Annotated in this window: 24 protein-coding genes; 13 read left to right on the top strand and 11 right to left on the bottom strand. The window is 74.0% G+C overall.

The window, feature by feature from the left end:
- Nucleotides 1–112: 112 nt before the first annotated feature.
- A complete protein-coding gene (locus tag ACQYWQ_RS21080) occupies nt 113–1,069 on the bottom strand; it encodes an alpha/beta fold hydrolase (RefSeq protein WP_431036618.1) in 957 nt (318 codons plus the stop codon).
- A 149-nt stretch (nt 1,070–1,218) separates the two neighbouring features.
- Between ACQYWQ_RS21080 and ACQYWQ_RS21075 the strand changes: the two genes are divergently transcribed.
- The 5 genes from ACQYWQ_RS21075 (at nt 1,219) to ACQYWQ_RS21055 (ending at nt 3,610) form a co-directional block, all read left to right on the top strand.
- Nucleotides 1,219–1,449, top strand: coding sequence for a hypothetical protein (locus tag ACQYWQ_RS21075; RefSeq protein WP_431036617.1), 231 nt, complete (start codon nt 1,219–1,221; stop codon nt 1,447–1,449).
- A gap of 238 nt (nt 1,450–1,687) precedes the next feature.
- A complete protein-coding gene (locus ACQYWQ_RS21070) occupies nt 1,688–2,341 on the top strand; it encodes a TetR/AcrR family transcriptional regulator (protein ID WP_431036616.1) in 654 nt (217 codons plus the stop codon).
- 164 nt (nt 2,342–2,505) lie between these two features.
- Nucleotides 2,506–2,733: a DUF3107 domain-containing protein gene (locus ACQYWQ_RS21065; protein WP_030999696.1), complete on the top strand. Its 228-nt coding sequence runs from the start codon at nt 2,506–2,508 to the stop codon at nt 2,731–2,733.
- An 81-nt stretch (nt 2,734–2,814) separates the two neighbouring features.
- Nucleotides 2,815–3,288, top strand: a complete 474-nt coding sequence (locus ACQYWQ_RS21060) for an alcohol dehydrogenase catalytic domain-containing protein (protein WP_431036614.1) — start codon at nt 2,815–2,817, stop codon at nt 3,286–3,288.
- Nucleotides 3,289–3,331: 43 nt separating this feature from the next.
- Nucleotides 3,332–3,610, top strand: coding sequence for a hypothetical protein (locus tag ACQYWQ_RS21055; RefSeq protein ID WP_431036613.1), 279 nt, complete (start codon nt 3,332–3,334; stop codon nt 3,608–3,610).
- A gap of 89 nt (nt 3,611–3,699) precedes the next feature.
- Here the strand turns inward: ACQYWQ_RS21055 and ACQYWQ_RS21050 are convergent, their stop codons facing one another.
- Nucleotides 3,700–4,416, bottom strand: a complete 717-nt coding sequence (locus ACQYWQ_RS21050; protein WP_431036612.1) for a ferritin-like fold-containing protein — start codon at nt 4,414–4,416, stop codon at nt 3,700–3,702.
- Between the two features lie 512 nt (nt 4,417–4,928).
- Here ACQYWQ_RS21050 and ACQYWQ_RS21045 point away from each other — a divergent pair.
- Nucleotides 4,929–6,506: a DEAD/DEAH box helicase gene (locus ACQYWQ_RS21045; protein ID WP_431036611.1), complete on the top strand. Its 1,578-nt coding sequence runs from the start codon at nt 4,929–4,931 to the stop codon at nt 6,504–6,506.
- 144 nt (nt 6,507–6,650) lie between these two features.
- On the top strand, nt 6,651–7,511 hold the full coding sequence (locus tag ACQYWQ_RS21040; protein WP_431036609.1) for an alpha/beta fold hydrolase: 861 nt from the start codon (nt 6,651–6,653) through the stop codon (nt 7,509–7,511).
- A 108-nt stretch (nt 7,512–7,619) separates the two neighbouring features.
- Here ACQYWQ_RS21040 and ACQYWQ_RS21035 read toward each other — a convergent pair whose 3' ends face one another.
- Nucleotides 7,620–8,552 carry an NYN domain-containing protein gene (locus ACQYWQ_RS21035; RefSeq protein WP_431036607.1) on the bottom strand — a complete coding sequence of 311 codons (933 nt, stop codon included), beginning with the start codon at nt 8,550–8,552 and terminating at the stop codon, nt 7,620–7,622.
- A gap of 313 nt (nt 8,553–8,865) precedes the next feature.
- On the opposite strand from ACQYWQ_RS21035, the gene ACQYWQ_RS21030 reads away from it, so the two are divergent.
- Entirely contained in the window at nt 8,866–9,018 is a 153-nt protein-coding gene (locus ACQYWQ_RS21030) for a hypothetical protein (protein ID WP_431036606.1), read from the top strand.
- Between the two features lie 105 nt (nt 9,019–9,123).
- Here ACQYWQ_RS21030 and ACQYWQ_RS21025 read toward each other — a convergent pair whose 3' ends face one another.
- The 4 genes from ACQYWQ_RS21025 to ACQYWQ_RS21010 form a co-directional block, all read right to left on the bottom strand.
- Entirely contained in the window at nt 9,124–9,729 is a 606-nt protein-coding gene (locus tag ACQYWQ_RS21025; RefSeq protein ID WP_431036604.1) for a MarC family protein, read from the bottom strand.
- A 234-nt stretch (nt 9,730–9,963) separates the two neighbouring features.
- Nucleotides 9,964–10,842, bottom strand: a complete 879-nt coding sequence (locus tag ACQYWQ_RS21020; protein ID WP_431036602.1) for a PHP domain-containing protein — start codon at nt 10,840–10,842, stop codon at nt 9,964–9,966.
- A 162-nt stretch (nt 10,843–11,004) separates the two neighbouring features.
- Nucleotides 11,005–11,640, bottom strand: coding sequence for a DUF6758 family protein (locus ACQYWQ_RS21015; protein WP_431036601.1), 636 nt, complete (start codon nt 11,638–11,640; stop codon nt 11,005–11,007).
- 172 nt (nt 11,641–11,812) lie between these two features.
- Nucleotides 11,813–12,415, bottom strand: a complete 603-nt coding sequence (locus ACQYWQ_RS21010; protein ID WP_431036600.1) for a suppressor of fused domain protein — start codon at nt 12,413–12,415, stop codon at nt 11,813–11,815.
- 640 nt (nt 12,416–13,055) lie between these two features.
- Between ACQYWQ_RS21010 and ACQYWQ_RS21005 the strand changes: the two genes are divergently transcribed.
- Together ACQYWQ_RS21005 and ACQYWQ_RS21000 are read left to right on the top strand one after the other, a co-directional pair.
- A complete protein-coding gene (locus ACQYWQ_RS21005; RefSeq protein WP_431036599.1) occupies nt 13,056–14,162 on the top strand; it encodes a magnesium and cobalt transport protein CorA in 1,107 nt (368 codons plus the stop codon).
- Nucleotides 14,163–14,229: 67 nt separating this feature from the next.
- A complete protein-coding gene (locus ACQYWQ_RS21000) occupies nt 14,230–14,760 on the top strand; it encodes a hypothetical protein (RefSeq protein ID WP_431036598.1) in 531 nt (176 codons plus the stop codon).
- Nucleotides 14,761–14,955: 195 nt separating this feature from the next.
- Here ACQYWQ_RS21000 and ACQYWQ_RS20995 read toward each other — a convergent pair whose 3' ends face one another.
- The gene (locus tag ACQYWQ_RS20995) at nt 14,956–15,693 is read right to left on the bottom strand and encodes a hypothetical protein (RefSeq protein ID WP_431039278.1); all 738 of its coding nucleotides are present in this window, start codon (nt 15,691–15,693) and stop codon (nt 14,956–14,958) included.
- Nucleotides 15,694–15,901: 208 nt separating this feature from the next.
- Between ACQYWQ_RS20995 and ACQYWQ_RS20990 the strand changes: the two genes are divergently transcribed.
- The 3 genes from ACQYWQ_RS20990 (at nt 15,902) to ACQYWQ_RS20980 (ending at nt 19,335) form a co-directional block, all read left to right on the top strand.
- A complete protein-coding gene (locus tag ACQYWQ_RS20990; protein WP_431036596.1) occupies nt 15,902–17,287 on the top strand; it encodes a magnesium transporter MgtE N-terminal domain-containing protein in 1,386 nt (461 codons plus the stop codon).
- Between the two features lie 64 nt (nt 17,288–17,351).
- Nucleotides 17,352–17,960 carry a DUF1003 domain-containing protein gene (locus tag ACQYWQ_RS20985; RefSeq protein ID WP_431039277.1) on the top strand — a complete coding sequence of 203 codons (609 nt, stop codon included), beginning with the start codon at nt 17,352–17,354 and terminating at the stop codon, nt 17,958–17,960.
- Between the two features lie 241 nt (nt 17,961–18,201).
- Nucleotides 18,202–19,335, top strand: coding sequence for an Mrp/NBP35 family ATP-binding protein (locus tag ACQYWQ_RS20980; protein WP_431039276.1), 1,134 nt, complete (start codon nt 18,202–18,204; stop codon nt 19,333–19,335).
- Nucleotides 19,336–19,396: 61 nt separating this feature from the next.
- Here the strand turns inward: ACQYWQ_RS20980 and ACQYWQ_RS20975 are convergent, their stop codons facing one another.
- The 3 genes from ACQYWQ_RS20975 to ACQYWQ_RS20965 form a co-directional block, all read right to left on the bottom strand.
- The gene (locus ACQYWQ_RS20975) at nt 19,397–20,059 is read right to left on the bottom strand and encodes a hypothetical protein (RefSeq protein ID WP_431036595.1); all 663 of its coding nucleotides are present in this window, start codon (nt 20,057–20,059) and stop codon (nt 19,397–19,399) included.
- 288 nt (nt 20,060–20,347) lie between these two features.
- Entirely contained in the window at nt 20,348–20,851 is a 504-nt protein-coding gene (locus tag ACQYWQ_RS20970; protein WP_431036593.1) for a sec-independent translocase, read from the bottom strand.
- Between the two features lie 213 nt (nt 20,852–21,064).
- Nucleotides 21,065–22,759 carry a S1C family serine protease gene (locus ACQYWQ_RS20965; protein WP_431036591.1) on the bottom strand — a complete coding sequence of 565 codons (1,695 nt, stop codon included), beginning with the start codon at nt 22,757–22,759 and terminating at the stop codon, nt 21,065–21,067.
- Nucleotides 22,760–22,784 lie beyond the last annotated feature (25 nt).

Raw genomic sequence — 22,784 nt, 5'->3', positions numbered from 1 at the left:
CCCGCCCGCCTCGTCCGCCCCGCTCAGGGCAACGTACGCGCCGTACGGGGCGAAATCGCCGTATTCACGGAAAGCTCCCCCCGCCCGGCAGGGAGCACGCTACCCGGCGCGTTCAGTCGGCCCGCCCGCTCCGTGCCACGTGCTCACGGATCGCCCCCGCGACGGCCTCGGGGTATTCCATCATCGCGACGTGCCCCGCGTCGGGCAGGGTCAGCAGCCGGGAATCGCGGAAGGCCCTGACCGCCTTGCGGGCCATGCGGTACGAGACGAGCTGGTCCCTGCCGCCGTAGACGAGGAGCGTGGGGGCGAGGACGCGCTCGGCCTGCCGCCACAGGTTGTACTGCCCGCCGAGCGTGTACGCGTTGACGATCGCGCGTGCCGAGCGGGTCATCGCGTCCCAGAAGTACGGGAGCGTCAGGCGCCGCTCCATCTCGGCGACCGCCTGCCGGAACCCGGCCTCGTCGACGCGCCGGGGATCGCCGTAGCAGAGCGCGAGCACGCCCCGTACCCGGTCCTCCGCCGTCCAGTCGCGCGAGAGGCGGTTGAAGAGCGCGGTGACACCGGGGACCGCGAGGAGCCCGGTGGGCACGGCGGTGCGCTGCACCCGTATCTCGGGCAGCGCGGGCGAGACGAGCGTGAGGGTGCGCACGAGGTCGGGGCGGGCCGCGGCGACCCGCGTGACGATGGCGCCGCCCATCGAGTTGCCGACGAGGTGCACGGGACCGCGCCCGCGCGCCTCCAGGAGCGCGACGACGGAGCGGGCCTGCGCCGAGATGCCGTAATCGCCGTCGTCGGGCGGCGGGGATTCCCCGAAGCCCGGCAGGTCGAGCGCCTCGCCTTCGAGGTCGTCGCGCAGCAGCCGCAGGAGCGCCGACCAGTTGAGCGAGGAGCCGCCGAGCCCGTGCACGTACAGGGCGGGCGGCAGCCCCTCGCGCGGGGGCGGCACGGAGCGCACGGCGAGCGTGCGCCCCGGCAGGTCGAGGGTGCGCAGCTCCTCACCGGGGGCGAGGGGGACGGAGCCGACCCGGGGTTCGGCGGCTGCGGGCAGGGAAGACGGTTCCGGGGACACGCGGTCATGTTACGAGAGGGTCACGCACCGGGAGCCTGTGCGGGCGGTCACACCCGGGTACGTAAGGGACGTACCCTGACAACCAGGACGAAGCACCGCGGTCCGTGCTCCGCCCGCCCCGTGCCACCCCGGCCCGAAAGGCGAGTGCCATGACGATCGATCCGCAGGACCTGGGCGCCGAGGAAACTCCGGCCGACCCGGAGGAGCCCGAGACGTTCGAGGAGGAGTACGACCCCGAGGCCGTCGTCGACTCCGACGTGCCGGCGGAGGCGGAGGAGGCCCGCTCGCCGCTGGAGCGGAGGGAGGGCGAGCCCGTGGACGAGGGGGACCGCGTGGAACAGGAGCTGATCGTGGAGGAGGACGAGGAGGAGTACCGCTGACGGCGCCGCCCGCACCGGGAACGCCCGGGCGGGCCCCCGCCACGACAGGCGCCGCGCGTCCCCGTACCGCCGTACCCTGCCCAAACCCGTCCGTACTGTTCCGACACCGCCCTGACCAGCACGAACCCCGTGTCCGACTGGTGAAAAGCTGCCGCAAGGCGCGCACAGGGCGGTTACCGAAAAGTACGATGGCGGGCGCGGGCACCGTTCCGCGAAGGCAACGATCCTGGGAGGCGGCGTGAGCGCCATCGAGCAGACAGAGGCAGCACGCCCGAGGGGCACCCGGCTGCCGCGCCGCGCGCGCCGGAACCAGCTCCTCGGCGCGGCGCAGGAGGTCTTCGTCGCGCAGGGCTACCACGCGGCGGCGATGGACGACATCGCCGAGCGCGCCGGGGTGAGCAAGCCGGTCCTCTACCAGCACTTTCCCGGGAAGCTCGACCTGTATCTCGCGCTGCTCGACCAGCACTGCGAGGCGCTGCTCCAGGCGGTGCGCACGGCGCTCGCCTCGACGACCGACAACAAGCAGCGCGTGCGGGCGACGATGGACGCCTACTTCAGCTACGTCGAGGACGACGGCGGCGCCTTCCGGCTCGTCTTCGAGTCGGACCTCACCAACGAGCCCGCGGTGCGCGAGCGCGTGGACCGCGTGACGGTGCAGTGCGCCGAGGCGATCTGCGAGGTCATCGCCGAGGACACCGGGCTCTCGCGCGACGAGTCGATGCTGCTCGCCTCCGGGCTCGGCGGCCTCGCGCAGGTCGTGGCCCGTTCCTGGCTGCACAGCGACCGCAGCGTGCCGCGCGACACGGCGGTCCAGCTGCTCGCCTCGCTCGCCTGGCGCGGCATCGCGGGCTTCCCGCTGTACGGGAGCGAGCAGCAGGCGCAGGGCGACTGAGGGGGCGCGGCGGCGCGGCACGCACGGCGCGACGCCGCGCGCGCCGCGCGTGTTCGCTCAGGGCGTGCCGGGCTCCGCTCAGCGGGGTCCCCTCGCCGGGCTAATGTGGGGCGCGTACGGCGCGCTGTGTCGCGCACATCGGTGACCGTCGGAGGGACATAGCCGTGGAGGTCAAGATCGGCGTGCAGCACGCGCCGCGCGAGATCGTTGTGGAGAGCGGGCAGAGCGCCGACGAGGTCGAGAAGGCCGTGGCCGACGCGCTCGGGGGCACGTCCCCGCTGCTGAGCCTGGAGGACGACAAGGGCCGCAAGATCCTCGTCCCCGCCGCGAAGCTCGCGTACGTGGAGATCGGCGAGTCCACTCCCCGCAAGGTCGGCTTCGGCGTGGCCTGAGCCCGGAGCGCCCCTCGGCGGGCGTGACAAAGGCGGTCCCCCACGGGGGGCCGCCTTTCTGCGTGCTGGGGGGCGCCCCCCGTGCGATCGGTCGCCGTGTGCCCCGGCGGGGTACGCGTCAGGATCGAGGCGTTCGCGGTCGACGGGCTCGACGACCCGGTCCGCCGTGGCACCGCCCCGCTGCCGGCCCGCCTCCCGCACGCCCGGCCGGGCCGCGAAGGGACGGGGATCATCGACGCGGTAGGCGCCGGTGCGACGGCGGCCGCGTGCTTCACCGGGACCCTCGTCACCGTCGGCCGGCTCGACCCGCGCCCGGCCCCCGCCCGTCCGGCCCGGTCGCGGGGCACCGGTGCACGGGCTTCGGGCACCCGCTCGGCCCGGCCGTCGACAGGCGGTTCCCGCTGGACGACGTCGTCGCGGCCGACCGCTCCCCGGCAGCGGCGCAGCAGACCCGGGGAAGAACGTCGGGACCGGGTCGGCCTCCGCCCGGCGGGCGACTTCTCGAACCCCTGTTCCCCGAGGCTTCACGCGGTTGGGCCCTACCCGCGGGGGTAGGACGGCTTCGACCGAATTGCCCTGTCGCCACCGGGAGGACCGGATGATCGTGGAAGCAGTGGGGGCCGCCGCGCTGGGCCTCGTGCTCGCCGCCCTGACGCTGCACCGGCTGCCCGGGCGGCTGCCGCATCAGGCGCTCGTGTACGCGACGGGCGGCGTGGGCGGCCTCTTCGGCGCCTTCGTGGCGCACAGCTCCCTCGGCCCAGGGCACCTGCCGCTGACTCTCCTCGCGGCGACCGCGCTCACCGCGGCACTGCTCTCGCTCCTGCCCCGCCCCGAGTCCCTCGCCGCCGAACGACCACGCGAGGGCGCCCCCGCCTGAGCGGCCGGAAAATGGCCGAAAACCGTCAGGAGGGCGAGGCCGTCGCCCCGCCCGGGGTCCCTGCCTTCACGCTCTCGCCGCGCCCGTCCTCAGGACGCCAGCCCCAGCGCCGCCATCCGCTTCGTGTGCGCCTCCGTGATCCGCGAGAACATGCGGCCCACCTCCGCGAGGTCGAAGCCGTCCGCCAGTCCGCCGACGAGCATCGTCGAGAGGGCGTCGCGCTCGGCGACGACCCGCTGGGCCTGCGAGAGCGCCTCGCCCATCAGGCGGCGCGCCCACAGGGCGAGCCGGCCGCCGACGCGCGGGTCCGCCTCGATCGCCGCGCGGACCTTCTCGACGGCGAAGTCCGCGTGCCCCGTGTCGGCGAGGACCGTGAGCACGAGGTCCTTCGTGTCCGTGTCGAGACGCACGGCGACCTCGCGGTAGAAGTCGCTCGCGATCGAGTCGCCCACGTACGCCTTGACGAGGCCCTCCAGCCAGTCCGAGGGCGCCGTCTGCTGGTGGAAGGCGTCGAGCGCGGTCGCGAAGGGCTGCATCGCCTCGGCGGGCTCGGCGTCGATCTCGGTGAGCCTGTCGCGCAGCTTCTCGAAGTGGTGGAACTCGGCGGAGGCCATCTTGGCCAGCTCCGCCTTGTCCTTCAGCGTCGGGGCGAGCTTCGCGTCCTCGGCGAGGCGCTCGAAGGCGGCCAGCTCGCCGTAGGCGAGGGCGCCCAGGAGGTCGACGACCGCGTCCCTGTAGTGCGGCTCGACGGAGCTCGCGGCCCAGTCGCGGGCGGTGGTCGCGGCGGCGGTGTCTGGCGTCTCCATGAGCGCACAATAGCCCGCCCCAGGGGGCGCGCACCCGGGCGGCCGACAGGTGTGATGACCACTACGTGTGGCCTTCGGCCGACACGCCTGCGGGCTTTGGGGGTATGGTGGTAAAGGAGCCCGCCGAATATGCCCATATGTTCAGCGGGTGTACCGAGGATGCCCGGTCGGTGGCCCGATCGGCTCCGACCCGACAGCCCTCCCGGCCGCTCGCGCCCCCGGCGCGCACGACTGTCGAGGGGCCCTCAGCGGTATGAGCGCTGTGAGCGTGGGCAGAGGTCCCGCGACGCGACCCGGCCCGTCCCCGTTACACGGCCGGCGGTCCGCGGCACGGTCAAGACCCCTCATGCTTCCTCGTACCGCCTTAACGAAGAGGCAACATCCTGACTACGCAGACTTTTCGGGACCTGGGGATTCTCCCCGAGACGGCCGAGGCGCTGGAAGCCGTCGGCATCGTCTCCCCCTTTCCCATCCAGTCACTGACCCTGCCCGTCGCCCTGTCCGGCTCCGATGTGATCGGCCAGGCCAAGACCGGGACCGGCAAGACGCTCGGCTTCGGCCTCCCGCTCCTTGAGCGCGTGACCGTGCCCGCCGACGTCGAGGCCGGCCGCGCGACCCCGGACAAGCTCAGCGAGGCCCCGCAGGCCCTCGTCGTCGTGCCGACCCGCGAGCTGTGCACGCAGGTCACCAACGACCTCCAGACCGCCGGCAAGGTGCGCGACGTGCGCGTCCTCGCCATATACGGCGGCCGTGCCTACGAACCGCAGGTCGAGGCGCTCAAGAAGGGTGTGGACGTCGTCGTCGGCACCCCGGGCCGTCTCCTCGACCTCGCCGGTCAGCGCAAGCTCGACCTCAGCAAGGTGCGGGCCCTCGTGCTCGACGAGGCCGACGAGATGCTCGACCTCGGCTTCCTGCCCGACGTCGAGAAGATCGTCGCGATGCTGCCCGTCAAGCGGCAGACGATGCTCTTCTCCGCGACGATGCCGGGTGCCGTCGTGGCGCTGGCGCGCCGCTACATGTCGCAGCCCACGCACATCAACGCGACCTCGCCCGACGACGAGGGCGCCACGGTGGCCAACACCGAGCAGCACGTCTACCGCGCGCACTCGATGGACAAGCCCGAGATGGTCGCGCGCATCCTCCAGGCCGACGGCCGCGGGCTCGCGATGATCTTCTGCCGTACGAAGCGGACGGCCGCCGACATCTCCGAGCAGCTCCAGCGCCGTGGTTTCGCCGCGGGCGCGGTGCACGGCGACCTCGGCCAGGGCGCCCGTGAGCAGGCCCTGCGCGCCTTCCGCAACGGCAAGGTCGATGTGCTCGTGTGCACCGACGTCGCCGCGCGCGGCATCGACGTCGAGGGCGTCACGCACGTCATCAACTACCAGACGCCCGAGGACGAGAAGACCTACCTGCACCGCATCGGCCGTACGGGCCGCGCGGGCCGCTCGGGTACGGCTGTCACGCTCGTCGACTGGGACGACATCCCGCGCTGGCAGCTCATCAACAAGGCGCTCGGCCTCGGTTTCCCCGACCCCGCCGAGACGTACTCGACCTCACCGCACCTCTTCGAGGAGCTGAAGATCCCGGCCGGCACGAAGGGCGTGCTGCCGCGCAGCGAGCGCACCCGTGCCGGGCTGGACGCCGAGCAGGTCGAGGACCTGGGCGAGACGGGCGGCCGCGGCAAGCGCGGTGGCTCCGCTCCCGCGGGCGGTCGCGGTGGCGCCCGTACGGAGGGCCGCAAGGACTCCCGTACGGAGGAGAAGGCCGAGGAGGAGCGCGAGCCCAGGGCCCCGCGCCGTCGCCGTCGCACCCGCAACGGCGAGCCCGTCGCCGCCACCACGGGCGAGCAGGGCACCGAGGCCGCCGGTGACGGCGGCGACGAGGCGCCGCGCAAGCCGCGCCGCCGCCGTACCCGCTCGGCCGCCACCGCCGTCGCCCGCCCGGGCACCGAGGTCCCCGAGCAGAAGCGGGCGGCTGAGCCTGTCGCCGCGGCCGCCGCCACGGAGTCCGGCGAGGGCGCGGGCGCCGCGCGCAAGCCGCGCCGCCGGACGCGTACGCGCCGCCCCGCGGCCGATACCGCCGAGGACTGAGGCGGGCGCACGGCCGGAAGACCGTGACCGCACGAACGACCCCGGGACCTGCGCGAAGGTCCCGGGGTCGCGTGCTGTCCGCGCCGGGCACGCCTCCCCCACCGGCCCGCGACAAGCCGGGCGCCGCCCGCTAGCCTCCGTCCCATGAGCAGGCCGCCGACCTTCGTCCCTCCGCCCGGCACAGAGCGTCTCGTCCTCGCGACCGCGCGCGGGGACTTCGCCGCGCTCGCGACCGGCGAGGCGCGGGCGCCCGCGGCGCTGCTGCTGCCCGGCTTCACCGGGAGCAAGGAGGACTTCCTGCCGCTCCTGCCCGCGCTCGGCGCCGGTGGGTACCGGGTCGTGGCGGTCGACGGCAGGGGGCAGTACGAGACCGAGGGCCCCGACGCGCCCGAGGCGTACGCGCCCGAGGAGCTGGCCGCCGACGTGCACGCGCTCGTGGGGGCGCTCGGCGGCCGTGCGCACCTGCTCGGGCACTCGCTCGGCGGGCTCATCGCGCGCGCCGCCGTCATCGCCGAGCCCGCCCTCTTCGCGAGCCTCACGATCATGTCCGCCGGGCCCGCGGCGACCTCGCGGGGGCAGATCGAGAAGCTCGCGCTGCTCTCGCAGGCGCTCGGCGCGATGGAGAAGGGCGCCGTGTGGGAGGCGATGGCGGCCCTGGAGTCGCCGGAGGCCGCCGAGGTCGCCGCGCGCCCGGTCACCGAGCGGGACCAGCGGATGCGGGAGCGGTGGCTCCGGACGCGTACCGTGCAACTCCTCACCACGGGAAAGCAGTTGGCGACGGAGCCGGACCGGGTCGCCGAGCTGGCGGCGAGCGGCGTCGCGGTGCACGTCGTGTCGGGCGAGAGCGATGACACGTGGCCGGTGGAGTGGCTGGACGCGATGGCGCTGCGGCTCGGGGCGCGCAGGACCCGCGTCGCGGGCGCGGGGCACTCGCCCAACACGGACCGCCCGGAGGAGACGGCACAGGCGCTGCTCGCCTTCTGGGACACGCACTCCGCGGCATGACCTCCGGGACGCGCACCCGACGACGTGACCTCCGGGACGCTCACCCGACGACGTACCTTCCGGGACACGCGCCCGGCGGCGTGAGGCGTATCCCCGCCGCCCCGCGCCTCAGCCCCGCACCCCCGTCTCGGGTCCGCTGTCCGGCGTCGGGAAGAGGGTCCGCACGTGCTCCCAGAAGCCGTCACGCAGGGCGCGGCGCAGGTCCGGCTGGGCGCGCAGGGAGTACTGGAGGAGCGCCTCGGCCTCGATGAGGAGGTCCTGGTCGACCGGGCCGGGGAGGTAGGGCCCGGGCAGGAGCGCGGCGAGGGCCTCGGGGCCCTTGGTGCTGTACCAGGTGACGGCGACGCGCTTGCCGACGAAGTGGACGTCGTCCCAGGTGGGGCGGGGGACGACGGCGTCGTCGAAGGTGACGACGGTGCGGCGGTTCACGTACGGCTTGAGGAAGGCGAGGTCGAGGGTGCGCTGTGTGTCGACCTCCCACAGGAGCGGGTCCGCCTGGTTGCGCAGGCCCTCGGGGGCCTCGATGCCCCACAGGTGGACGCGCGCGCCGAAGTCCTGCGCGGCCTCGACGGCGGGGACGAGGTCCTCGTCGCCGCCGAGGAGGACGGCGTCCCCGATGGCGCGGTGCCGGGCGAGGGATTCGAGGTCGCCGCGGATGAGGGAGTCCACGCCCTTCTGCTGGTTGTTGGCGTTGAGATTGCCGAGACGCACCTTGACGTCGGGCAGCTCGGCGATGGACTGTTGTTCGGCGGTGTGGATACGGCGCCGGGCGCCGTCGTACCAGTAGACACGCAGGAGTCTGCTGTGCGGGAAGACGTGGCTCGCGCAGTCGACGAGCGCGTCGATCAGGCCCTGGGCGTCGAGTTCGAAGCCCTTGCGGTCCTCCGTACCCGCGGCGAGCCGTCCGGCAGCCGCGTAGAGATAACCGGCGTCGACGAAGATCGCGTGCGTCGCGGCCCCGGCGAGTTCGCCCGCGATCTGGGCGAGGAGCCGGTCGATACGGTCGATTCGGGCGCCGATGTCCACGGATTCCTGGTTCATAGGGGGCTCATTGTCCCGATCGGCGCGGGGCGCGCACAACCGCGCGGGGTGGTGCACAGGTGCGCGCGGGGAGCGAGGAGACGTGACGGCTCCGCCTGTCAAGTACTTAGGGCGCTGAAAGTTTTCCTTAGCCAAGGGAATGTTTGCTCAGGGCAACTCGTTGTACCCATTCGGAGCGGGGTTACCTCAGTTCTCGCAATCCACTCGTAACGGACGGGCAACTCCCGCTTCCGCGTACGAGGGCGAAACTGGGTCCAGACCCTCGCATCACAGTTCTCCGTTGGAGGATCACCCGGACGAAGGGAGAAGCCCCATGCGCTTCGAGATCATGCGCCTCGACGACGTGAACGGTTCCGCAGTGGACAGCACGATCGTGGACGCGGCCTCCGTCAACCGGATCGTTCAGCAGGCGGCCGAGATCGGTCAGCGGCTCTACATCCGCCCGGCAGAGGCTCCGGCTTCGTAACGCCGTTTTCCCGCGACGGCCTCCGCACGGCCGCCGCACCTTCGATGATGACTCGGGGCCCCCGCCCGGCAAGCGCCGGACGGGGGCCCTCGTGCGTACGGGGGCTCAGGCGCCCTTGATGACCTGCGTGACCCCGTTGATGATCTGCTGGACGGCGATGGCCGAGAGCATCATGCCCGCGAGGCGGGTCACGAGGACGACGCCGCCGTCCTTGATGATCCGGATGATGACGAGCGAGTACCGCATCGTCGCCCACAGCACGAGGTGCATCGCGACGATCGCCGACCACACCGAGATCTGGGTGCTCACCGAGTCGGCGTGCTGCACGGCGAGGATGACCGAGACGATCGCGCCGGGGCCCGCGAGGAGCGGCATGCCGAGCGGGACGAGGGCGACGTTGACGTCCTTGGTCTGCTGGGGCTCGTCGGTCTTGCCGGTGAGCAGGTCGAGCGCGATGAGGAGGAGCAGCAGTCCGCCCGCGATCATCAGCGCGGGCACCGAGACGTGCAGGTAGTCGAGGATCTGCTGCCCGAGGATGCCGAAGACGACGATGACGCCGAAGGCGACGCACACCGCCTGGAAGGCCATGTGGCGCTGCATCTTGGCGGGGCGCCCCGCGGTGAGGGCGAGGAAGATCGGCGTGATCCCGGGCGGGTCCATGATCACGAAGAGGGTCAGGAAGAGGGAGCCGAAGACGGCGAAGTCGAACACGTGGGGCCTTGCGGGAGGTTCCCCGGCGCGCTTCGGGCGCGGCGGGGGCGGGTGTACGGGGGGGTGGTCGGGCGTGCGAGGGGCGCGTACCAAGCACCCTGAACCATGACGAAGCGCACGCCCCGCGACGCGCCGCCGGGCCCCGCCCCGTACGGCTACGGGTGCGGGGCCGGGTGGCGGCGCGCGCGGAGGCCGGCCGCGCCCGGGCGGGACGGCCGGAAGAAGGGGGGTGGTTCAGGCGGTGCGGGCGGCTCCGCCGGCACCGGGGACGGGGAAGGCGCCCGTGGAGCGGCGGATGATCTCGCCGTAGACCTCGGGGTCGGTCGTGCGGGCACCGAGCGCGAGGGGCTTGCGGGTGCCGTGGTAGTCGCTGGAGCCGGTCGCGAGGAGGCCGAGCCGGTCGGCGAGCGCGTGGGCGCGCGCGGCGGTCGCCGGGTCGTGGTCGGGGTGGTCGGCCTCGATGCCGTCGAGCCCGGCGGCGGCGAGGCCCGCGATGGCCTCCTCGCTCAGGGTGCGTCCGCGCGAGGCGGCGAGCGGGTGGGCGAGGACGCTGACGCCGCCCGCGGCCTTGACGAGGCGGATCGCGTCGGCGGGGTCGAGTTCGGCCTTGGGCGCGTAGGCGCGGCCGCCGTCGCCGAGCCACTGGGGTGTGAAGGCGTCCGAGACGGTGTCCACGACGCCGAGTTCGACGAGTGCGGACGCGAGGTGCGGGCGGCCCACGGAGCCGCCGTCGGCGATGCGCGCGACCTGCTCCCAGGTGATCGGCACGCCGAGCGCGCGCAGGCTCTCGACCATCGCCTTGGCGCGCGGCACGCGGTCGTCGCGGATCAGCTCGCGGGCGGCGAGCAGCTCCGGCTCGTCGGGGTCGAAGAGGTACGCGAGGAGGTGGACGCCGATGCCGTCGAGGCGGCAGGAGAGTTCCGCGCCGGGGACGAGCGTGAGGGGGCGGTCGAGTGCCGCGAGCGCGGCGGCGGCCTCGGCGTGGCCGCGTGTCGTGTCGTGGTCGGTGAGCGCGAGGACGTCGAGCCCGGCGGCGGCGGCCGCGGCGACGAGTGCGGCGGGGGTGTCCGTGCCGTCGGAGGCGGTGGAGTGGGTGTGCAGGTCGACACGCACGGCACGGGCTCCTTCGGGGCGGGTTCGGTACCGGCGGGCGGGCCGGTACCGGGGAAGCGGGAAGCGGGCGGGCCCGGGATCGCCGGGCGCGTTCCAGGATAAAGCCCGCGTGAGGGGTACGAGTCCGCAGCGGCCCGCTCGGCGGGCGCGGCCCCCGCCCGCTCAGGGGCGGGGCCCCTCCAGGAGGGAGCCCGTGAGCGCCCCGTACGGCAGGAACTCCAGTTCGGACGCGGCTTCGCGGAGGTCGGCGAGGACGAGTTCCTCCGGGTTGAGCGCGGCGGTGCCCTCGGGCCGCGTGATGAGCCACAGGCGGGTGTCGCCGGCGTCGCCGATGAGGACCGTGCGGTCGGGCGGGGCCTCGGCGAGGCGCCACAGGGTGACGGCGGCCCCGGCGGCGAGGGCGGTGCCCGCGGCGGGTTTTCCCTCGTCGGCGGCCGCGGCCGTCACTCCGGCGAGGTGGGCGCCGAGGCCGAGCCCGGGACGCTCGGCGACGAGGAGGAGTTCGCTCGTGCCCTGCGGGCCCGGGCCCGCGCAGGCGAGGACCGTGGCGAGGGCGCCGGTGCGGGCGTCGCCCGCGGAGGTCGCGCCCGTGTAGAGCCAGCCGACGGGCAGCGGCCACGGCATCCACACCGGGACCTTCGCGCACCGCAGCACGGCGGCGAGTTCCTCGGGTCCCGGCGGCAGCGCGGGGCGCAAGGGGGGCACGGGGCCGTGCGCGGGGCAGCACCAGTCATCGGCGAAGAGACCGGGCGCGCTCACCCGGCCACCGCACCGCGGACAACGGACGTCCCCCCTCATGCGGCCCACGGTCCCCGCCGCACGTGCCTCCGTCAAGGTCCGAGGTCGTGACCCGGCCACTCGCGGACGGGGGTGCGGCAAGCGTGGGCGCGGCTGTCGCGGGCCCGGCGGGGCCGCGGCCGCCGTACGGATACGAGGGCGAAGCCCCGCGCGCCCGCGCAGGGCGGTCCGTTCAGTCCAGCGGTACGCCGCCCCGCAGCGGGTCGCGCAGGTCCGTGCCGTGCGCGAGCCACTTCTCCTGGAGGGCCTGCGCGCCGTGGACGCGTTTCCAGGCGGCCTCGTGGGGGGTCATGGGGAGGAGGGGGAGGAAGGCGACCGGATCGTAGGGGGCGTCCAGGTCGAGGGTCGCGACGAGGCCGCCCGGCTCCGCGACGAGCACCGAGGTGAAGGGGGCGCCCGGCCACAGCGGTTCGCCCACGTCGAGCGAGGCGCCCGGCGCGATCACGACACCCTCGACCTGCGGCGAGGCGGCGAGCACCGCGAGGGGCCGCAGGACCTTGTCCGTGTCGGCCCGCCCCGCCCGTACCGAGAGGACGAGTTCGGCGCGCGGGCCCTTGACCGGGTCGGCGAGGAAGGCTGCGGGGTCGTTCATCGGCGCCGCGGACATCCCGAGCGTCGCGTACCGCACGAGCGGTGCGGCGGCCTCGTGCGTGTCGAGGAAGCGCAGCACCTCGATGCGTTCCGCGCCGAGGAAGGTGATGCCCGCGCGCGCGTCGCTCGCGCCGAGCGCGCTGCTCAGCCGGGCCTCCACCAGGGCGCGTACGTCGGTTGCCATGCCCGCGACTGTACGCGGCGGGGCGGCGCGCACGCCGGGTGGGCGGGCGGGAAAGGGCAGGTCGGCGGGTGGGAAGGAGCGGCCGGGCGGGCAGCACGGAGCGGCCCGTCGCGTAAAGGCCGCGTAGGCAAGGCGTATCGCGCGGGCAAAACGGGGATTGACAGGGCAGCCGACTGCTAGGCTTGGCCGCTGGTCAGGGCAGCGCGCAGAAGCACGCTCTCAGCCCGGCCGCTGTACTCCCGGAGTATCGGGTCACCCGTCCCTTACGAGGGACCGGCCGGAGGAGGTGGGGCTCATGGACCGAAGTCGACCGTGCAGTACCACCCGCTCTTCCGTTTGACGGTGCCGCGGCCCTCTCCTGGGGCCCGGCCCGGAACTTGAGGCCGTACATACCCGGGTCCCACGGGGGTAAACGCCTCTTCCCCTTCCGTTCTCACCGCTGATCGCGGGGCACACGGAAGAGCACTTCGTCACCGCCTGATCCCCCCTCCCGCCCGCCCGGGAGACCCCATCAGCAGCGCAGACCGCGCACCGCTTTCTCGCGGTGCTCCCCGATGTGCGGACGTGCCCGGTGCGGCGCACGTCCCCGTTTCGGGAGGTTCCGCCCGGCTCGCCCGGTCGCGCACGAAGGAGCAGCACCATGTCGATGATCCCCAGCCTGCGTGCCGTGGTCCGCCCCTCCGCCCGAAAGGTGCCCGCCCCCCACGAGACGGACCGTCACCCCCAGGTGCCCTCGGCCGTCGTGGACTGCGCCGTCTACCGCGAGGGCCGCCGGGTGCCCACCCCGCACACCCTGACCCCGCACGCGGCCGTCGAACTCGTCCGGCTCGGCGGCGGCTTCGCCTGGATCGGTCTGCACGAGCCGAGCGAGGCCGAGTTCGCGGGCATCGCCGCCGAGTTCGGGCTCCACCCGCTCGCCGTCGAGGACGCCGTCCACGCCCACCAGCGCCCGAAGCTGGAGCGCTACGACGACACGCTCTTCACCGTCTTCAAGACCGTGCACTACGTCGAGCACGAGGAACTGACAGCGACGAGCGAGATCGTCGAGACCGGCGAGATCATGTGTTTCACCGGGCGGAACTTCGTGATCACCGTGCGGCACGGCGGCCAGGGCTCGCTGCGCGGCCTGCGCCACCGCCTCCAGGGAGACCCCGAACTCCTCGCGCACGGCCCCTCCGCCGTCCTCCACTCGCTCGCCGACCACTGCGTCGACGGCTACCTCGTCGTCGCCGACGCGCTCCAGGACGACATCGACGAGGTCGAGACGGAGGTCTTCACCGCGCCGGGCAAAGGAGCCTCGCGCGGGGTCGACGCGGGCCGGATCTACCAGCTCAAGCGCGAGATCCTGGAGTTCAAGCGGGCCGTCGCCCCGCTCCTGCGGCCCCTGCACCTGCTCAGCGAGCGCCCCATGCGGCTCATCGACCCGGACATCCAGAAGTACTTCCGCGACGTCCACGACCACCTCGCCCGCGTCCACGAACAGGTCGTCGGCTTCGACGAACTCCTCAACTCCATCCTCCAGGCGAACCTCGCCCAGGCGACCGTCGCGCAGAACGAGGACATGCGCAAGATCACCTCGTGGGCGGCGATCATCGCGGTGCCGACGATGATCTGCGGCGTGTACGGGATGAACTTCACGCACATGCCGGAGCTGCGCTGGACCTACGGCTACCCGATGGTCCTCGGCGCGATCCTCGTCATCTGCCTCGGCATCCACCGCACGCTGAAGCGCAACGGCTGGCTCTGAAGGCTTTGAAGGCTTTGAAGGCGAGGGGACGGGGGGCCGTGCGCGCGGTGGTGGCTACGCTGCTCGTATGACTGCCGCAGCCACCCCGCTCGACCGCGCCCTCGTCGAGGAAGCCGCGAAGAAGTCGTCCCTCGTGTGGGTGAGGGGCGAGGGCACGGACCCCGCCCGCGCGCTGTGGCACGTGTGGCACGAGGGCGCGGTGCTCCTCGTCGGGGACGGGCCGGGCGAGCAGCCGCTCCCCGGGCTCACGGCGGGCGGCGGCGCGGAGGTGACGGTGCGGAGCAAGGACAAGGGCGTACGGCTCGTGACCTTCCGGGCCGCCGTCGAGGAGATCGCCGCGGGCTCCCCCGCGTGGGACGAGGCGGTCGCCGAGCTGAAGGGCAAGCGGCTCAACGCGCCGGACGCGGAGTCGATGCCGGAGCGCTGGGCCCGCGAGTGCCGGGTGCTGCGCCTCGTTCCCGCGTACGAGGCGGGGACGCTGCCCGCGCCCGATTCCTCGCTCGCCGCTCCCCCGCCGCCGAGCCCCGCGTCGACCCGGGTCACCCGCCCGGCCCCGCTCCCGAAGCTCGTCTTCGGGCGGAAGCGGAAGAAGAAGTGACCACCCCGGCGTAGACACCCCGGGCCCGGCACGCCCACCGGCCCCGGGCACCCACCCGGCGGGCCACCCGGCGCGCCCGCCCAGCGGGCCACCCAGCGCGCCCGCACCGCCCGCACCACTCACCCCGCCCGGCCCGCTCACCCCGCCGCATCCCACTCGCCCACCCGACCAGGCGCCCTCCGCCGCCCCGCGTCCTCACGTCTGCGGCAGCAGCCCGTCCCCGTAGTCCACCGTCTCGTCGAGGCCGGGTTCCTTCAGGTCGAGCGCCGCGTTCCAAGCGCTCAGCGCCACCGTGCCCGCGTCGCCCGCCCTGCGCAGCTTCAGCGGGTAGGGCTCGCCTTCGAGCGAGACGTCGACGCGCGCGCCCGCGCCCTTGTCGCCCGCCACCCGTACCGTGCGGACCCCTCCGCTCTCGCCCCGCCCTGCCGTGACGAGTTCGCCGCCGAGCCCGAGCAGTCCGTCGAGCAGCGTCTTCTTGTCGGTGAAGAGGCTCAGCCGCTTGTACGAGGGGTCCTTGGGCGGGACCTTCACGTACTTCTTGTCGAGCTTGCCCGCCGCCGTCTTCGCGCTCCCGCCGCCCTTCGCGTCCTGCGCCTCGTGCTCCCAGAAGGCGGCGTCCGCGCGGAGGTAGAGGTGTTTCTCGACGCGCAGCAGGGAGAAGCTCGCGCCCTTGGTGCGGACCGTGCCCGTGCCGCCCGTCGCGGTCAGGCGCATGTCGAGCGTGTAGGTGTGGCCGCCGCTGATGAGGTTGCCCTTGAGCCGTACCGAGCGCGCGCCGTTCGCCGCGGCCGTGGTCTTGCGGTGGATCTGCTCGGCGGAGAGCTTGCCGACGCCGTTGGTGCCCTCGTCCGGGTCCTTGCCGCAGGCGCTCACCCCGCCGAGGAGGGCGGCGCACACAGCGCCCGCGAGTACGGTCCTGGTCGGTCGGGTCAGGGCGCGGGGGGTCACCGGAAGACGAGCCTCTCGTCGGGGGGCGGGGACACGGATCTTGGGCCCGCAGCGTACCGGGGCCGCCGGAGTCCCCCGTACCGGAGTCCCCGCGTCCGTCCGGCCCAGCGGTCCGGCGGCCGGGGACCGCAGCGGTTAGCCTGATTCCGCCCAGTAAATGATGACGTGTCGGGATGTGCGAAGGAGGTGGCCGGTGGCCGGTGGCGCTCCGCGGATCTTCGTCTCGCACCTCGCCGGGATGGCCGTCTTCGATCCGAACGGCGATCAGGTGGGCCGTGTGCGGGACCTCGTGGCCACGCTCCGGGTCGGGCGGCGCCCGCCCCGCATTCTCGGACTCGTCGTCGAGCTGCCCACACGGCGGCGGATCTTCCTCCAGATGACGCGGGTCTCGGGGATCGAGTCGGGGCAGGTCATCTCGACGGGCGTGCTCAATGTGCGCCGCTTCGAGCAGCGGGCGGCCGAGCGCCTCGTACTCGGCGAACTCCTCGACCGGCGGCTGCGGCTCGTCGAGACGGGCGAGGAGGTGACCGTGCTCGACGTCTCGGTGACGCAGCTCCCCGCACGGCGCGAGTGGGAGATCGACCGCGTCTTCGTACGGAAGATGGCGGCCGCGCGCGGCCGCCTCCCGTGGAAGGGGGCGGGGCGGCGCGGCGGCGAGACGCTGACCGTCGAGTGGTCGGCGCTCACCGGGTTCTCGCTGGAGGAGGAGGGGCAGGGCGCGGAGAACCTGCTCGCGACCTTCGACCAGCTGCGCCCCGCCGACCTCGCGAACGTCCTGCACCACCTGTCGGCCAAGCGCCGCGCCGAGGTCGCCGACGCGCTCGACGACGACCGCCTGGCGGACGTACTCGAAGAGCTGCCCGAGGACGACCAGATCGAGATCCTCGGCAAGCTCCAGGACGAGCGCGCCGCCGACGTCCTGGAGGCGATGGACCCGGACGACGCCGCCGACCTGCTCGGCGAGCTGCCCGAGGCGGAGAAGGAGCGCCTGCTCACGCTCATGCAGCCCTCGGACGCCGCCGACGTGCGGCGGCTCATGGCCTACGAGGAGCGCACGGCGGGCGGGCTCATGACGACGGAGCCGATCGTGCTGCGCCCCGACGCGACCGTCGCCGAGGCGCTGGCCCGGGTCCGCAACCCGGACCTCTCGCCCGCGCTCGCCGCGCAGGTGTACGTGTGCCGCCCGCCCGACGAGACCCCGACGGGCAAGTACCTCGGCACGGTGCACTTCCAGCGGCTGCTGCGCGATCCGCCGTACACGCTGGTCAGCGGGATGCTCGACGACGACCTGCTGCCGCTCGCGCCGCAGGCCCAGCTGCCCGAGGTGGCGGGGTTCTTCGCCACGTACGACATGGTCGCCGCGCCCGTCGTGGACGACTCGGGCGCGCTGCTCGGCGTCGTCACGGTCGACGACGTGCTCGACCACATGCTCCCCGAGGACTGGCGCGAGACGGAGTACCAGCTCTCGGGCGAGGTCCCCGAGGACCGTGCGGCGCGGACGGGCGAGGCCCCGGCCGCGCGGGCGGCGCGGGGCGGCGAAGGGGACACCGGGCCCGGGGAGGCGGGGCGGCATGGGTGAGCAGGGCGGCGCTGACCGGGACAGGGAGCAGCAGGTCGAGGCGGTGCGGGACCGGCTGCACGAGCTGCGCGAGCGGCGCGGGCAGGCGCGGCGGCGGCACGGCGAGGCGGAGGGGCAGCGGGAGCGGCGCGAGGGCGCGACCAAGGAGCGGCCCCCCGGGCGCGCGCGGCCCCGGCTCGACGTGCCGCGCGCGCCGCGCAGGCGGCTCCTGCCCGACTACGACCCCGAGTCCTTCGGGCGCGCTTCCGAGCGCATCGCGCGCTTCCTCGGCACGGGCCGGTTCATCGTCTGGATGACGGTCATCATCATCGTGTGGGTGGTGTGGAACATCGCGGCGCCCGACGCGCTGCGCTTCGACAGCTACCCCTTCATCTTCCTGACGCTCATGCTCTCGCTCCAGGCCTCGTACGCGGCCCCGCTGATCCTCCTCGCGCAGAACCGCCAGGACGACCGCGACCGCGTCAACCTGGAGCAGGACCGCAAGCAGAACGAGCGGTCCATCGCGGACACCGAGTACCTCAGCCGCGAGATGGCGAGCCTGCGCATGGGGCTCGGGGAGGTCGCCACGCGGGACTGGATCAGATCGGAACTCCAGGACCTCATGCGGGACTTGGAGGAGCGCGGGGCGATCGAGGAACGGACGGCGGACGAGGCGGAGCGCGAGCGGCGCTGAGCAGGGGCGGCAGGGGGCGCGCGGGCGGGGCCGTACGTGGCGCGTGGAGTGGGGCCCGTACGCGGGCGCCGGGCAGGACCGTACGGCGGGGCGGGGCCCGTCCGGGAGGGCGCCGCGCCCGGCCCGTGTTCCCGTACCGCCCGCCCCCCGCCGCCTGAGGTGACGAAGGCGACGCGAGGCCCTGTCGGGCGGGCCCGCGCGGCGCCGTACCATCGGGTACATGGCTTCCGACACGCCCACACTGCCGAGCGAGGACGCGATCCAGGCGGCGCTCGCGACGGTGAACGACCCCGAGATCCACCGGCCCCTGACCGAGCTGGGCATGGTCAAATCCGTGGAGATCGCGCAGGACGGCGCCGTCGCGGTCACGGTCTACCTGACCGTCTCCGGCTGCCCGATGCGCGACACCATCAACGAGCGGGTCACGGCGGCGGTCGGCGCGGTCCCGGGGGTCACCTCGGTCACCGTCGGCCTCGACGTCATGAGCGACGAGCAGCGCAAGGAGCTGGCGACCGCGCTGCGGGGCGGCCAGGCCGAGCGCGAGGTGCCCTTCGCGAAGCCCGGTTCGCTCACCCGCGTCTACGCGGTCGCCTCCGGCAAGGGCGGCGTCGGCAAGTCGTCCGTGACGGTGAACCTCGCGGCCGCGATGGCCGCCGACGGCCTCAAGGTCGGCGTCGTGGACGCGGACATCTACGGCCACAGCGTGCCCCGCATGCTCGGCGCCGACGGGCGTCCCACGCAGGTCGAGAACATGATCATGCCGCCGTCCTCGCACGGCGTGAAGGTCATCTCGATCGGGATGTTCACGCCGGGCAACGCGCCCGTCGTGTGGCGCGGCCCGATGCTGCACCGCGCGCTCCAGCAGTTCCTCGCCGACGTGTACTGGGGCGACCTCGACGTCCTCCTCCTCGACCTCCCGCCCGGCACGGGCGACATCGCGATCTCCGTCGCGCAGCTCGTCCCGAACGCGGAGATCCTCGTCGTGACGACCCCGCAGCAGGCCGCGGCCGAGGTCGCCGAGCGGGCCGGTTCGATCGCGGTGCAGACGCACCAGAAGATCGTCGGCGTCGTCGAGAACATGTCCGGGATGCCGTGCCCGCACTGCGGCGAGATGGTCGACATCTTCGGCACGGGCGGCGGTCAGCTCGTCGCCGACGGCCTGACCCGTACGACGGGCGCGCAGGTGCCCGTACTCGGCGCGATCCCGATCGACGTGCGCCTGCGCGAGGGCGGCGACGAGGGCAAGCCCGTCGTCCTCTCCGACCCCGAGTCCCCCGCGGGCAGCGCGCTGCGCACGATCGCGGGCAAGCTCGGCGGGCGTCAGCGCGGCCTGTCGGGGCTCTCACTGGGCATCACGCCGCGCAATAAGTTCTGAGCGCCGCCGGTGGTACGGGAACGGGGCGCCCTCCGCACGGAGGGCGCCCCGTTCCCGTGTCTCACAGGTACGCGTCCAGGTCCTCGACGCGGCTGAAGGCGAGCCCGTACGCGCTCATCCCGCGGCCGTAGGCACCGAGATGGACGCCACTGTCCCCGGCGGTCCCGGCGAGGACCCAGCCGTACTCGGACTCGCGGTAGTGGAAGGGCGTCGGGCGGCCGTCGACGGGCAGGGTCAGGCTCGACCAGACCTCGCCTTCGAGGTCGTCGGCCAGCTCCCAGGCCGCCTCCGTCTGCTGCTCCAGCCAGTCGTCGCGCAGCGTGTGGTCGATCTGGCCCGGCCAGGTGACGGTGAGCAGCCCGGCGCCGGCGAGCCAGGCGGCCGACGAGACCGTCGTGGCCTCCAGCATCCCGGTGCCGTCGGCCGTGCGGCGTCCCTCGTGGGCGGCGACGGTGACGACCGCGGCGAAACGTTCCTTGTCCGCTCCGCCCTCGGTCCGTACCGAGGGCTCCTCGCCGTGCCCGAGCGAGCCGTGCTCGACGGCCCCGTCCCCCGCGACCGCCGCCTGCATCAGCCAGCGCGGCCCGGTGTACGCGGCGTCGAGGCCGTACCAGGGGAAGGCCGCCCTGCGGTAGAGCGCGTCGTCACGCCGGGATGCCGGTCGCGAGGGGCGTGCGCCCTCCGTGCCCTGTGGCTGTCCGTCCACCTGACTCGTGGTCTCCATCGTCGTGGCCGCCTCCTCGCTGTTCCCGGGGCAACAACCCCGACACGGCAGGATAGCCACCCCTCGCCGCGCGCACGTCACACGGCGGAGCGGAACCACGCGGGCGGCGGATGCGGGGACCGAGGGGCGGGGCGAGGGCGCGGCGGGCGCGGGGGCCGCGAATGGCGGTACGGGGTGCGGCGGGGCGGGGGACGGCACGGCACGGCGTGGCGCGGTACGGCGGGCCGGGTGGCGGCGGTGACGGCGTACGGCTCAGCGGCCGTGGGCGGCTCACCGGCCGTGGGCGGCTCAGGTGGCGTCGATGTCGTACGGGGGCGGGGTCGCGGCGGCGGGCTCGGGGCGCTTCGTCAGGTCGGCCTTCGCCGGGCGCTTGGTGAGGTCCGTCCTGTTGCCCGGCTCGGCCTTCTTGCTCAGGTCGGTGAGCGAGCGGCTGTCCTTGGCGACCTCGTCGTCGTCCTCGGCGTCCCGGCCGTGGACGGTGTCCGCCAGCTCGTTCATCTCCTTGCGGAAGTCGAGGCTGGAGCGGATCTCGGAGAGGCCGTACTCGTCCTCGCCCTTCGCGAGCTGCTTGCGCACGAAGTTCTTCGGGTGCAGGTCCTCGAACTCGAAGTCCTTGAACTCGGGGCCCAGCTCACTGCGGATGTCGTTCTTGGCGCTGTCCGTGAACTCCCTGACCTTGCGCAGCACGCGCATGCCGTCCTGGATCATCTTCGGCAGCTTGTCCGGGCCGAAGATGATCACGCCGAGCACGACGATGGTCAGTACCTCGAAAAACCCCACGTCATTGAACACCTGAGAACTCCTCGCGCCGTCCCCGGCGAGCGGCGCGTCCACCGCACGTCCCCGGGCCTGCTCCACGGTACCCGGCGCCTCCGGCGGACGGTACGGTGCCGCCGCCCCCGTTTGCCGCTGTGGCCCCAGGAACCCCCCGGGGTTCGCGGAAGCTTGGCCGAGGCTTTGCCCGGGCGCCCTTGCCGGTGACCGGGTCAGTCGCAGGTGACCGGGTCAGTCCTCCGCCTCCAGCGTGAGCGTCACCTCATGCGCGCGTCCCTCTCGCACGTACGTCAGGCGCAGGCGGTCGCCCGGGCGGTGGGCGCGGACGCGGACGATCAGGTCCTCGGTCGACGTGACCGGTTTGCCGTCGGCCGCTGTCACCAGGTCGCCGGGGGCGAGGCCCGCGCGGTCCGCGGGGCCGCCGGGGGTCACCGCGTCCTCGTCGCTGCCGATGAGGGCGCCGTCCTTGTCCTCGCGGGAGTCCAGCGCGACTCCTATGACGGGGTGGGCGACGCGGCCGTGGTCGAGGAGTTCGCCCGCGACCCAGCGGGCCTGGTTGACGGGGATCGCGAAGCCGAGCCCCACGCTGCCCGCCTGTCCCTCGCCCGTGCCGCCCGCGGAGCGTATGGCGCTGTTGACGCCGATGACGTGCCCGGTCGCGTCCAGGAGGGGGCCGCCGGAGTTGCCCGGGTTGAGCGGGGCGTCGGTCTGGAGCGCGTCGACGTAGGAGATGCCGCCCTGTTCGCCCTCGCCCGCCGCGGTCACGGGGCGCTCCTTGGCGCTGATGATCCCCGAGGTCACGGTGTTGGGCAGGTCGAAGGGGGAGCCGAGGGCCACGACGGGGTCGCCGACCTGCACGCCCTCGGAGTCGCCGAGCGCGAGCGGGGTCAGGTTCTTCACGCCGCGCACGCGGACCACGGCGAGGTCGTAGCCCGCGTCCCTGCCGACGACTTCGGCGCGCAGGGTCTGGCCGCCCGAGAAGGTCACGGTGAGCGCGCCCCCGTCGGCCGCCGGGGCGACGACGTGGTTGTTGGTGAGGATGTGGCCGCGCCCGTCGAGGACGAAGCCGCTCCCCGTCCCGGCCTCGCCCGCGCCCGAGGCGCGCAGCGTCACGACGCCGGGCAGCGAGCGCGCAGCGAGATCGGCGACGCTCCCGGCGGGCCGCTCGGGCCCGGCCGCGGGATCGGGCAGGACGAGCGTGCGGGCGCCGCCGTCGCGTTCGTACCGCGCGCCGAGGTAGCCGCCGAGCGTCCCCGTGACGAGCGCGGCGAGCGCGACGGCGACGATCACGCCGCGCCGCCGGGCCCGCGTACCGGGCTCGGCGGGCTGCTCGTACGGGGACTCGGGGGCGGTCCCCCACGGGTCGTACCTGGCCCAGGGCTCCACCGGGCCACCGTCCGCACCGGCACGGCCACGCTCACCGAGATCCATGCTCTCCCGCATCTCCACCCACCGGCCGCTCCCTCCACCGGGACCGGCGCACAAGGAAATTGAACCAGGTCGGAGGGCCCCCGAACGGCCCCGAGAACGGACACCCCCGAGCACCCCATCACCCCGCCCCCCGAACGCCCCCGGCCCCGCCCGGAGAAGACGCCCCACCCTCTGGGGCCGACAGGAGCACCCCCGGGGCCCGGGGAGAGGACCGGGGCGGGGGACGGGGCTCGGGCCCGGGGAGGGGACCGGCGGGGGCGACGGGCTCGGACCCGAGGAGGCAGCCGGGCCGGGGAGACCGGCTCGCGGCCGAGGAAGGAACCCGGGCCGAGGAGACCGGCGCGGCGAGGGGACCGGGTTCGGGAAGAGAAGACAGGCACTGCCCCGGGGAGGGAGCCGGGCCGGGGGGACAGGCTCGGGCTCGGGCGGCGGGTCGGCCCGTAGGCGACGGGCTCGGCTTCGCGAAGACGGGCCCGGCCCACGGGCGGAGGGCACCGGGACCCCGCGGGGCCGTGCCACC

The sequence above is a fragment of the Streptomyces sp. P6-2-1 genome (assembly GCF_050613165.1).
Classification (GTDB): domain Bacteria; phylum Actinomycetota; class Actinomycetes; order Streptomycetales; family Streptomycetaceae; genus Streptomyces.
This window is presented reverse-complemented; position numbering and strand designations above follow the sequence as displayed.